The sequence below is a fragment of the Pseudomonas sp. MPR-R2A5 genome (assembly GCF_058793055.1).
In genome coordinates this window covers 32,102-43,978 of the sequence record NZ_JBXAFK010000011.1, presented here as the reverse complement: position 1 = coordinate 43,978, position 11,877 = coordinate 32,102, and the positions used below count along the sequence as shown (strand labels likewise).

Annotated in this window: 10 protein-coding genes; 7 read left to right on the top strand and 3 right to left on the bottom strand. The window is 60.8% G+C overall.

What is annotated here, in order from left to right; genetic code table 11:
- Nucleotides 1–189 precede the first annotated feature (189 nt).
- Nucleotides 190–1,686: a PAS domain S-box protein gene (locus AC1Q6I_RS10790; protein WP_024074518.1), complete on the top strand. Its 1,497-nt coding sequence runs from the start codon at nucleotides 190–192 to the stop codon at nucleotides 1,684–1,686.
- A gap of 131 nt (nucleotides 1,687–1,817) precedes the next feature.
- Nucleotides 1,818–2,090: a DUF1652 domain-containing protein gene (locus AC1Q6I_RS10785; RefSeq protein ID WP_024074517.1), complete on the top strand. Its 273-nt coding sequence runs from the start codon at nucleotides 1,818–1,820 to the stop codon at nucleotides 2,088–2,090.
- Here the strand turns inward: AC1Q6I_RS10785 and AC1Q6I_RS10780 are convergent.
- Both AC1Q6I_RS10780 and AC1Q6I_RS10775 read right to left on the bottom strand, forming a co-directional pair.
- Nucleotides 2,053–3,246: an MFS transporter gene (locus tag AC1Q6I_RS10780; protein WP_024074516.1), complete on the bottom strand. Its 1,194-nt coding sequence runs from the start codon at nucleotides 3,244–3,246 to the stop codon at nucleotides 2,053–2,055. The two genes, AC1Q6I_RS10785 and AC1Q6I_RS10780, sit on opposite strands and share 38 nt — an antisense overlap.
- Nucleotides 3,247–3,333: 87 nt before the next feature.
- Nucleotides 3,334–3,642: an RcnB family protein gene (locus AC1Q6I_RS10775; protein ID WP_102623959.1), complete on the bottom strand. Its 309-nt coding sequence runs from the start codon at nucleotides 3,640–3,642 to the stop codon at nucleotides 3,334–3,336.
- A 188-nt stretch (nucleotides 3,643–3,830) separates the two neighbouring features.
- Here AC1Q6I_RS10775 and AC1Q6I_RS10770 point away from each other — a divergent pair, with 188 nt between their 5' ends.
- From AC1Q6I_RS10770 to AC1Q6I_RS10760, 3 genes are read left to right on the top strand one after another with little or no spacing between them, the layout of a single operon-like run.
- Nucleotides 3,831–4,388: a helix-turn-helix domain-containing protein gene (locus tag AC1Q6I_RS10770; protein ID WP_102623960.1), complete on the top strand. Its 558-nt coding sequence runs from the start codon at nucleotides 3,831–3,833 to the stop codon at nucleotides 4,386–4,388.
- Nucleotides 4,389–4,399: 11 nt separating this feature from the next.
- A complete protein-coding gene (locus AC1Q6I_RS10765; RefSeq protein WP_102623961.1) occupies nucleotides 4,400–5,746 on the top strand; it encodes a glutamine synthetase family protein in 1,347 nt (448 codons plus the stop codon).
- Between the two features lie 18 nt (nucleotides 5,747–5,764).
- On the top strand, nucleotides 5,765–6,862 hold the full coding sequence (locus AC1Q6I_RS10760; protein ID WP_102623962.1) for a DNA alkylation repair protein: 1,098 nt from the start codon (nucleotides 5,765–5,767) through the stop codon (nucleotides 6,860–6,862).
- Between the two features lie 379 nt (nucleotides 6,863–7,241).
- On the opposite strand, the gene AC1Q6I_RS10755 is transcribed toward AC1Q6I_RS10760, so the two are convergent.
- Nucleotides 7,242–8,135, bottom strand: coding sequence for a LysR family transcriptional regulator (locus AC1Q6I_RS10755; protein WP_024074511.1), 894 nt, complete (start codon nucleotides 8,133–8,135; stop codon nucleotides 7,242–7,244).
- 187 nt (nucleotides 8,136–8,322) lie between these two features.
- Between AC1Q6I_RS10755 and AC1Q6I_RS10750 the strand changes: the two genes are divergently transcribed.
- Together AC1Q6I_RS10750 and AC1Q6I_RS10745 are read left to right on the top strand one after the other, a co-directional pair.
- Nucleotides 8,323–9,993, top strand: coding sequence for a GMC family oxidoreductase (locus AC1Q6I_RS10750; protein WP_102625479.1), 1,671 nt, complete (start codon nucleotides 8,323–8,325; stop codon nucleotides 9,991–9,993).
- 115 nt (nucleotides 9,994–10,108) lie between these two features.
- Nucleotides 10,109–11,731 (top strand): MFS transporter, encoded by a 1,623-nt coding sequence (locus AC1Q6I_RS10745; protein ID WP_024074509.1) that lies wholly within the window; start codon nucleotides 10,109–10,111, stop codon nucleotides 11,729–11,731.
- Nucleotides 11,732–11,877 lie beyond the last annotated feature (146 nt).

The following is an 11,877-nucleotide window of genomic DNA, read 5'->3' as shown; positions in this document are numbered from 1 at the left end:
TTCCGCGCAATTGATCATTTGAGCCTGGCGAACAGCGTGCACGTCGTCCTCGCAAAAATGCACCACCCCCTCTAGTGCATTCGCACTCCGTGACGGGCAATTGATCTGCACTATCTTTAAGCCCGGGTGTCGTACTTCCCATGCGCCCCTCCCCCGCCCGGGACACGGATCGCCAACCACGGAGAAACCATGAGCCAGGACGTCTTAGCCAAAGAAACCAACCGCCGCCAACTGCAGCAGATCATTTCCGGTCTGTCCGACGGTGTGATACTGGCCGAGGTCGACCAGACCATCCTCTGGGCCAATGAAGCCGCGCTGACCATGCACGGTGTCAGCGACGTCCTGGCGCTGGGCGCCAACACCGAGCAGTACGCCAAGCGCTTCGCCCTGCGTTATCGCAACAACCACCCGCTGCCGCTGGACAGCTACCCGCTGAGCCGTGTGGCAGCCGGTGAAGAATTCAGTGATGTGGTGGTGGAAGTCACGCCCCTCGACGACGACCACCGCAGTTGGGTGCACCGCCTGCGCAGCCTGGTGCTGACCGATGCGCGCGGGGAGCCGGAGTTGCTGGTGCTGATCCTCAGCGATGCCACCGAATGGGCCAGCGCCGAACAACGCTTCGAGAAAACCTTCAACGCCAACCCGGCGCCCGCCGTAATCTGCCGCCTGAGCGACCTGCGCTATATCAAGGTCAATCAGGGGTTCCTGGAGATGACCGGCTACAACCGCGACCAGGTGATCGGCCGCTCGGTGTATGAACTGGATGTGCTGGAACAGGCCGAGCGCAAGGACCTGGCCATCCAACGCCTGAGCGAAGGGGCGACCATCCCGCAGATGCAAGCCGAACTGCGCCTGCCCGAAGGCGGCAGCAAGTTGGTGATCGTCGCTGGCCAGCCGTTGGACATGAATGAGGAAGACTGCATGCTGTTTTCCTTCACCGACCTGGAGCCACGACGCAAGGCGGAAATCGCCCTGCGCCAGAGTGAAGAACGCTTCGCCAAGTCGTTTCGACTGACCCCGGTGCCCACCCTGGTATGCAGCGCCGCCAACCGCCAGGTGGTGGATATCAACGAGGCGTTCATGAACATCACGGGCTACATCAGTGAAGAGTTGATCGGCAAGGCCATCGAAGACATCGACTTTATCGACAGCGCCCAGGCCTGCGCGCAGCTGTTCACTACCTTGGAAAAAGCCGGCAACCTCGATGGGCTGGACCTGAAGGTGCGCAAGAAAGGCGATGAGGTGATCGACTGCGTAGTCTCCGCCGACACCGTGATCATCCAGGACGTGCCCTGCTACCTGATGGTGTTGATGAACATCACCGAACGTAAACGCTCGGAGCTGGAACTGGTGGCGGCCATCGAAGAAGTGATGCAGGACGCTTCCTGGTTCAGCCAGACCCTGATCGAAAAACTGGCCAATGCCAAGAGCGTCAACAGCCCCAACCTGCCAAACGTTACCTTCACCGACCTCACTGCCCGCGAGCGCGATGTGCTCGGATTGATCTGCGAAGGCCTGGCCGACAAGGAGATCGCCTCACGCCTTAAACTGGCGCCGAATACCGTGCGTAACCATGTGGCGACGGTGTACTCCAAGCTGGGGGTGCACAGCCGTAGTGCAGCCATCGTCTGGGCCCGTGAACGCGGGTTGTTTGCCGGAGAAATGCGGGTCAAGAACAAGCGCTAAAAGTGCAAATGCACTAGTGAGGCTAGTGCGAATTCGCCTTATCGCGTGTCGTTGCAGTCCTTAACCTTCCAGGGTGAGCACAGGTCTTTGAACCTGTGCAGTCGCAAAACGACCCCCTTGAAGGAACCCACATGTTCACCCTCTCTCAACTGCGAAATTGCATCGAAGAAGGCCTGGCGCCGCTGACCTGCGAATTCACACTGTGCCGGGACGCATCGCTGACCCTCAAGGTCTACGACGCTCAAACCGGTCGGGTCGACCTGGTCGTGACCGGCATCAACACCAATCGGCTGCAGACCCCACAAGAAGTGGAAAAGATGGTCGAAGAGCTGCGCTACGAACTGCAAAGCAACAACATGGGCAAGCTCATGATCGATGACTTGCCTTCAACGACGAACCAATGAAATAGAACACCCCGCCCGCGACGATAAACGCACCGAGCATGTAGAACATGTAGTGTGCCGGCAGGCTGGCCAGCACCAGCCCACACAATACCGGCCCCAGGGCGGCACCGAGGTTCGACAGGTTCTGCGCGCCGTAGTACATGCCCCGCAGGTGGTCCGGGGCAATCCGATCGATAAACATATACTCGGCCGGGAACACGATGATTTCCCCAATGGTGAACACCGCCATCGCCAGCACCCACCACCACACGCTGGTGGACAGCGCGAAACCGATCAAGCCCAGCATGAACATGCTCAGGCCGAAGATCAGCCAGCGGCTCAGGTGACGGTGGGAAATACGTCGGCCGATCACATACTGCAAGGCAATCACCAGCACGGCATTGGTGGTGAGTACGGCGCTGATCACGGTGTAGGTATATTCCGCCGTGGTGGTGGTCACCAGGTACTGCGACAGGTACGCGGTGAACTGGCCGAACACCACCGCACTGAGCAGGCCACCCAGGGTGAAGCACACCAGGCGATGGTCGCGCAGCAGCACGCCGCCAACGGCCAGGAATGACACCGGTTTTTGCATCGCATCGGCGGTAGCCAGTGAGCGATCACCCCAGCGCCAGTACAGCAGGAAAAACCCCACCCCCAACAGGGCCGACAGAATGAACGGCAGGCTGATATCCAGCTTGGCCACCATCGCGCCAAACCACGGCCCCACCGCATAGCCGATATTGGTCAGGGTGTACTTGATGGAAAACACTTCACTGCGCGCCTCTTCCGGCAACAGGCTGGCGAAACCGGCCTTGACGGCAATGTCGATCACCGCATAAGCAAGGTTGATCAGGATCAGGCAGCTGTAGAACGTCCAGATATTCTGCGCGAGTACCGTGCCGACAAAGCCCAGCGCAAATAGCACGCTCAACCCGAGCAGCAGCCGATAGCTGTTGATGCGATCGACCAGAAACCCGCCATAGACGCTGAGCAGCGAACCGACAATCAGCGAACTGCCGATGACCAGGCCGACCTGGCTGATGTCCAGTGCAAAGTGGCTGGTCAGGTAGATCACGAGGTAGGGGAAGGTGATGGCTTTGGCCAGCGTCAGCATCAAGGTAGCCGACAGCAGCAGGTTCACCGTGCGGGGGTAGTTTCTTATTGTGGCAAGCATCCTGCTCTTTTCCTTGAAGGTAACGCGACCATTTCAGCCGGTTACCTTAACCCGGGGATCTCGAAAAAAGCAGGTGCTGCCACCGGCTTATTTCTTGACTGGGGTGATCTCGAGAATGGTGCCGTTGGTGGTTTTGAGCAGCACGAACTTGTCACCCACCCGTGCCCACTGGCTGTCTTCTTCGGGTTGCTTGAGGCCGCGCTTTTTCCAGTCGCTGACGGCCGACTCCTTGCGCATCAGGATATCCGGAGCGCGGTCGCCCTCTTTCAAGTCGCGGGTGTTGATGTTGGACGGTTGCACAGTTTCCTGCGGAGTATCTCCAGCCTGCGCGACAAAGCTGGCAGTGGACAGGCTGGCGGCGACCAGCAGGCAAGCAGCGAGTGTTCTGGACTTCATGGGGGCTCCTTCAATGAATGACGCGTACCCAGGTTCCGACCGCAGGCACGGGGAATCATTCAGCCAGAAGTGAGCAGCACGAACTCCTGGCGCCGTCGAGGGCGAACAAACACAGCTCCGACTGCATGGCCATTGCCTGCGTGAAATAAATCCTGTAATTTTTCATGAAATTATTCGACATAAATTTCATGAACCAACAAGAAGAACTCGCCACCCTGGCTGCGCTGATCCACGACCTGCGTAAGCACAAGAAGCTCACCCTCGCCCAATTGGCGCGAAAGATCGAGCGTTCGGTGGGCTTCCTGTCCCAGGTTGAGCGTGGCCTGTCGCGCCCGACCGTGGCGGATCTGACCGCCATCAGCCACGCCCTCGATGTGCCAACCACTTACTTCTACAGCCGGCCCAAACCCAAGGCCGTGGACTGGGTGACCCGCCCGAATGAGCGGCGCACGGTGTATTACGCCAATGGCATCACCGACATCCTCGTCTCGCCAAGCATGAACGGCGCGTTCTCGATGCTCGACAGCCTGCTGGCCCCCGGCGCCAACAGCGGCGAACAGAGCATGAGCGACCGCGCCGAGCAGGCCGGTTTTGTGCTGGAGGGCGAGTTGACGCTGTGGGTGGAAGGCGAAGCCGGATCGGTGACCCTGGGCCCCGGCGACAGCTTCCACCTGGCCAGTTACGCCCATTGTCGCTATGCCAACCTGACCGATCTGCCCGCCCGCGTGCTGTGGGTCTACAACTAGGAGCAACACCCGTGAAAAGCCATGCCTCCACGTTACTGGCCGAAGTACGGACCTTTCGCCAGAACCATCCCGACGTGCGTTACGTCGACCTGATCGCCCTGGACATCCCCGGGCATTTCTACGGCAAGCGCTACCCGGTGGAGATGCTGGAAAAAGTCGCCGCCGGCGGCCCATTGAAACTGCCGCAAAATGCCGTGCTGCTGGGAACGCAAGGCGGGTTGTTCAAGATCGGCGACTACTGCTTCAACGACGGCGACCCTGACGCCAACCGCCGCCTGGTGCCAGGCACGCTCAAGCCAGTGAGCTGGGAGAACCAGCCCCTGGGTCAGATGCTGATCACCTCGGACGGCACCGAGGCACCCATCGAATTCGAGCCTCGGGAAGTGTTGGCCAAAGTGCTGGAGCGTCTGCACCACAAAGGCATTCACCCGGTGGTCGCGTTTGAGCTGGAGTTCTACCTGTTCGACCGCAAACTCGACAATGGCCTGCCGCAATATGCCCGTGACCCGTTGAGCGACGACGCCGATGACCAGCCCAACCTGCATATCGAACGGCTGTCACGTTTCTCGCAAGTGCTCGACGATATGGCGCAAACCGCCAAGGACCAGGGCATCGACATCACGGTGATCACCGCCGAACTCGGCCCTGGCCAGTTCGAGATCAACTTCGGCCACTTGGACGATGGCCTGCGTGCCGCCGACTGGGCCGCCCTGTTCTGCCGCAGCACCCGTGGCGTCGCGCTCAAGCATGGCTACCGCGCCAGCTTCATGGCCAAGCCCTACCTGCAATTTCCCGGCAGCGGCATGCATGTGCATGTCAGCCTCTATGACGGCGCCGGCAATAACTTGCTCGCGGCGCACCAGCAGCAACCCCTGCGCCATGCCGTTGCCGGCTGCCTGGAGTTACTGCCGCACTGCATGCCGATATTCTCACCGAACCACAACGCCTTTCGCCGCCTGGGCGGTACGGTCAACGCGGCAACCCGTGCGAGCTGGGGCTTTGAAGACCGCGATGCGTGCGTGCGCATTCCCGAGTCCGACCCACGCAACCTGCGCATCGAACACCGCCTGGCCAGCGCCGATGCCAACCCGTACCTGGTGCTGGCGGCGATCCTGGCCGGGCTGGAACATGGGCTGGAGGCCAAGCGCGAACCCATCACACCGCTGAACGAGGACCGCACCAGCGGCGCCGACTTCCCCCTGGAAATGCTCGACGCCGTGCGCGCCATGCAACATCACCCCGTGGTACGCGATAAGCTGGGGGCGGAATTTGTCGACGTGTACTGCGAAAACAAGCGTCAGGATCACTTGGCGTTTCAGCAAGAGATCAACGCGCGGGAGTACCGCTGGTTTCTCTAACCCCCACAGGAATCACCGATGACCGCCCAAAGCGCCCCGGCCCTCAAGGAAATCTTCAACGTCGAACGCCTGCAACACATCGCCACCGAAATGAGCGCGGTGTATCCGGCGTTCGACGCCAAGGGTTTCCTCAAGCATGCGAAGGCCGGGTTGGCCGAATTGTCGGTGATGCAGCGCATGGCGCGGGTCAGCGAGAGCCTGCACGCGGTAATCGCGCTGGATTACCCGCAGACCCTGAAATTGCTCTACGCCTTGGCGCCGCGCCTGAACAGCGGGTTTGTCAGCCTGTTCCTGCCGCACTACGTGGCGAGTTACGGCCGGGATGACTTCAAGCGCTCCATGGCCGCGCTCAAATACTTCACCACGTTCGGTTCGGCCGAATTCGCTATCCGGCACTTCCTGTTGCACGATTTCCACCGCACCCTGGCGGTGATGCAACAGTGGTCGCGGGATACCAACGAACACGTACGTCGCCTCGCCAGCGAGGGCTCGCGGCCACGCCTGCCCTGGTCGTTTCGCCTGGCCGAAGTGCAGGCCAACCCCGAGCTGTGCGCGTCGATCCTAGACAACCTCAAGGCCGACAGCAGCCTCTACGTGCGCAAGTCCGTGGCCAACCATCTCAACGACATCACCAAGGACCACCCGGACTGGGTGCTCAGCCTGATTGAAGGCTGGAACCTCGACAACCCCCACACCGCCTGGATTGCCCGCCATGCACTGCGCAGCCTGATCAAGCAAGGCAACACCCGGGCACTGACGATCATGGGCGCAGGGGCCAAGGCCGAGGTGAAGATTCATCATTTGAACGTCTCCCCGGCGGTCATCAAACTGGGCGAGCGCATCAACCTGTCGTTCAGCCTGGAGTCCACCGCCGCCACCGCGCAAAAGCTGGTGGTGGACTACGCCATCGACTATGTCAAAAGCGCCGGCCACAGCGCGGCCAAGGTGTTCAAGCTCAAGGCCTTCACGCTGGCGGCGGGTGAACATCAACGTATCAGCCGCGAGCAGCACATCCGCGAACTGACCACGCGTAAGCACTACCCTGGCAGGCATAAGGTGCATGTGCTGGTGAATGGGGAGCGATTGGGCAGTGCGGAATTCGTATTGCGCGATTGACTCGATTCAACCAACGCCACCCATCAAAGTGGGAGGGGGGCTTGCCCATGACCGAATTTTTGTGGCGAACGGGCTTGTTGTGGCGAGCGGGCTTGCCCCGCGTTGGGCTGCGAAGCAGCCCCAATAAAGCAGAATGCGGTGTATCAGATATTGCCGGGGCGGCTGGTCTTGGGGCTGCTTCGCAGCCCAACGCGGGGCAAGCCCGCTCGCCACAACAAGCCTACTAGCCACAACAAGCCCGCTTGCCACAATAAGCCTGCTAGCCACAACAAGCCCGCTTGCCACAATAAGCCGGCTAGCCACAGGAGTTCCAGTTTGCTGCGCGACAGCGCCAAGTTGGAGATTTAGCGGAGCCTCCCACATTGTTGATCCGGTTTCTTCAGTTGGATTCGCCGAGCAGCAGCGGCTGCTCCCGCGCGCACAACTCCACCACGTAATCCCACAACACCCGCAGCCGCACCGACTTGTGCAACTCCCTGCGCGAGCTGATCCAGTAGCTGCGCTGAATCCCCTCCCCCGGCAGCAACGACACCAGGTCGGGGTCGCCGGCGGCCATGAAGCACGGCAACACGGCAATCCCCAACCCCGAGCGTGCCGCCTGGTGCTGGGCGATCACGCTGGTGCTGTGGAACACCACCTTGGGGTTACGGCAGAAACTGCTAAGGAACTTCAATTCCTGGCTGAACAGCAGGTCGTCGACGTAATCGATCCATGAATGGGCCGCGAGGTCTTCGCGTTTTTCAATCGGTGGCGTGCGCGCCAGGTAGGCGCGGCTGGCGTAGAGGGCCAGGCGGTAGTCGGTGAGCTTGCGCGTTACCAGTTGGTCGACGCTGGGGCGTTCGAGGTGAATACTGATTTCCGCTTCGCGGTTGAGAATGCTGACAAAGCGCGGCACCGCCACCAGCTCGACTTCCAACCCTGGGTAGCGCTCGAACAGCCCGCCCATGCGGCTGGCGAGGAACATCACGCCGAGGCCCTCGGCCACGCCCAGGCGGATCTTGCCTAGCGGGGCGGCGCTGTGGGTGAGTTCGTCTTCGGCCAGCAGCGCGACGTTTTCCATGGCTTCGGCGTGCTTGAGCAAGGCTTCGCCAGCAGGCGTCAGCTCGTAGCCCTGGGCGTGCTGCACAAACAACGCCGTACCCAGGCTTTTCTCGATGGCCTCGATATGCCGCGCCACCGTGGCGTGGGTAGTTTTCAGGCGCTGTGCGGCAGTCAGCAGGCGGCCGCTGCGCTGCAACTCCAGGAAATATCGCAGGTCATTCCAGTCGAACATGTCGCCTTTCTCCCTTGGGCATAAATAATGACTTAAGCCTCGCCACAACAAGCTCGTTCGCCAAAGGGGCTGGCGCCAACCGGCAGCGCTGTTTAAAAACGCACAGCAGCTGGGTAAAAACTAACATTTTTAAGACGAAAACTAACAACTAGGATGGAGCCAATAAGAAAAACAAGCGAGACCTCAGATGCCCATTGCAGCTGCGCAATACGATTACGTGGTAGTAGGCGCCGGCCCCGCGGGTTGCCTGCTGGCCAATCGACTGTCCGCCAACCCCGCCCACCGCGTGCTGCTGCTCGAAGCCGGTGGTCGCGACAATTACCCCTGGATCCATATCCCCGTCGGCTACCTGTTCTGTATCGGTAACCCGCGCACCGACTGGTGCTTCAAGACCGAAGCCCAGGAGGGCCTGCAAGGCCGCGCACTGAGTTATCCACGCGGCAAGGTGCTGGGGGGCTGTTCCTCCATCAACGGCATGATCTACATGCGCGGCCAGGCCCAGGACTATGACGGCTGGGCGGCGGCAGGCAACGCCGGCTGGGCCTGGAAAGACGTGCTGCCGCTGTTCAAGCAGAGCGAAAACCATTTTGCCGGCGGCTCGGAATTCCACAGCGATGGCGGCGAATGGCGGGTAGAACAACAACGATTGTCGTGGCCGATCCTGGATGCGTTTCGCGAAGCCGCGGCGCAGAGCGGCATTGCCAACATCAGCGACTTCAACCAAGGCGATAACGAAGGCTGCGGCTACTTTCAGGTCAATCAGAAGGCCGGGGTACGCTGGAATGCGGCCAAGGCATTTCTCAAGCCGATCCGCCAACGGCCTAACCTGACCGTGCTGACCGAGGTGGAGGTCGACCGTGTGCTGCTGGAGAACGGCCGCGCCTCCAAGGTACTCGGGCGCCAGCACGGCCAGCAGGTCAGTTGGGAAGCCCGCAAGGAGATCGTGCTATGCGCCGGCTCCGTCGGTTCGCCGGGTATCCTGCAACGCTCGGGAATCGGCCCCGCCCATGTGCTCAAGCCGCTGGGCATTGACGTGGTGCATGAACTGCCGGGTGTCGGCGGCAACCTGCAAGACCACTTGCAACTGCGGCTGATCTACAAGCTGGAAAACGCCCGCACCTTGAACCAGATCGCCGGCACCGTGTGGGGCAAGATGGGCATGGGCCTGCGCTACCTGTATGACCGCAGCGGCCCGCTGTCGATGGCGCCCAGCCAGCTCGGTGCGTTTGCCCGCTCCGGCCCGGAACAGACCTCGGCCAACCTTGAATACCATGTACAGCCGCTGTCCCTGGAGCGTTTTGGCGAGCCGCTGCATGCCTTCCCGGCCTTTACCGCGTCGGTCTGCGACCTGCGCCCGCACAGCCGTGGCCGCATCGATATTCGCTCAGCCAACCCGGCGGATGCACCGCTGATCCAGCCCAATTACCTCAGCCATCCGGAAGACTTGCGCGTCGCTGCCGATGCCATTCGCCTGACCCGGCGCATTGTGGCGGCGCCGGCTCTCAGCCAGTTCAAACCCGTGGAGTACCTGCCCGGCGATGCGTTGCAAACCGAAGAGCAACTGCACGAAGCCGCCGCGCGCATCGGAACGACTATCTTCCATCCCGTGGGCACCTGCCGCATGGGCGATGACAAGGACGCGGTGGTCGACGCGCAACTGCGCGTGCATGGCGTGCCCGGCCTGCGCATCGCCGATGCCTCGATCATGCCGCGCATTACATCCGGCAATACCTGTTCACCGACGCTGATGATCGCCGAGAAAGCCGCGCAGTTGATCCTTTCACCGAATACTGCAGGAGCCAGCAGCCAACTCGAGAAAAATGCAAAGGCGCCACGTTCAGCCAGGTTTCCCGCGTAATCGTTGACGATTTTCGCGAGCAAGTCCGCTCCTGCTGAGGAACGGAAAACAGACCGGCGCCGAGGTTGGCGCCGACAGTGGAACAACAATAAATAATCACTGTGAGGGATACCCGATGTCAGAACATGCTCAAGTCCTGGGCTCGGCGGTCAGCCCGAGTACCGCCAGCGAATCAAGGAAAGTCATTTTCGCCTCGTCCCTGGGGACGGTGTTCGAGTGGTATGACTTCTTCCTCTACGGCGCCCTGGCGGCGGTGATCAGCAAACAGTTCTTTGCCGGGGTCAACGACACCACGGCGTTTATCTTTGCCCTGATGGCCTTTGCTGCCGGCTTTGTCGTACGACCGTTCGGCGCCCTGGTATTCGGTCGCCTGGGCGACATGATCGGACGCAAATACACCTTTCTCGTCACCATCATCCTGATGGGTGTAGCGACCTTTTGCGTCGGGCTGTTGCCCACTTACGCCAGCATCGGCATCGCGGCGCCGATCATCCTGATCGTGCTGCGCATGCTGCAAGGCCTGGCGCTGGGTGGTGAATATGGCGGTGCGGCCACCTATGTCGCCGAACATGCGCCGGTCGGCAAACGCGGCCTCCACACCAGCTGGATTCAATCCACTGCCACCCTCGGCCTGCTGCTCTCGCTGCTGGTGGTACTGGCATGCCGTTACTTCACCGGTGACCAGTTCGAAGTCTGGGGCTGGCGCATTCCGTTCCTGTTTTCCATCGTACTGCTGGGCATTTCCACCTGGATCCGCATGAGCCTGCATGAGTCACCCGCCTTCCTGAAGATGAAAGAGGAAGGCAAGGCGAGCAAGGCGCCGATCCGTGAGTCCTTCGGCAAATGGGAAAACCTCAAGGTGGTGCTGATTGCGCTGTTCAGCATCAACGGCGGGCAAGCGGTGACCTTCTACGCGGCGCAGTTTTATGTGCTGTTCTTCCTCACGCAGTTCCTAAAGATGGACCCGGCCCTGGCCAACATGCTGTTGATCATCAGCGTCGTGATCGGGGCGCCGTTCTTTATCTTCTTTGGCTGGCTCTCGGACAAGGTTGGACGCAAGCCGGTGCTGATGCTCGGCCTGCTGCTGGCCACCGCGTTGTACTTCCCGATCTTCAAGAGCCTGGCGCACTACACCAACCCGGCGATGGACCAGGCCAGCCACCAGGCGCCAATCACCGTACTGGCCGACCCGGCCACCTGCACCTTCCAGTTCGACCCGGTAGGCAAGGCGCGTTTCGACAGCCCCTGCGACAAGGTCAAGACCTTCCTGGTCAAGCAAGGCCTGCCCTACAGCAGCGCCGCCGCCCCGGCCGGCAGCCCGGTGCAAGTGAGCGTGGGTGAAGTGCGTATCGATGGTTTTGACGAAGCCGCCCTGCGTGGCGCGGTGGCGCTGGCGGGTTATCCGACTTCGGCGGATGTGGCCCAGGTCAACAAGGTGATGGTGGTGGTGCTGATCGTCGCGCTGATCCTGATCGCAGCCATGTGCTACGGCCCGCTGGCGGCACTGATGGTGGAACTGTTCCCGACGCGCATCCGCTACACCTCGATGTCCCTGCCTTACCACATCGGTAACGGCTGGTTTGGTGGGTTCCTGCCAACCGTGTCGTTTGCCCTGGTGGTGTACACCGGCGATATCTTCTATGGCCTGTGGTACCCGGTAGCGGTGACTGGCGTTAGCCTGATCGTGGGGATGTTCTGCCTCAAGGAAACGCGGCATGTGGATATCGATAACAACTAAACCGATCTTCTGAACACAGGAGATCCCCTGTGGGAGGCTGCCCCTCCCACATTTTTTCCAGCGCCACACAAATAGCTGTATATCCATCCAGATAAAGGTTGATCATTTCCCGTCTTTTGCCCATCCTGCTCCCCATTCAACTCTGT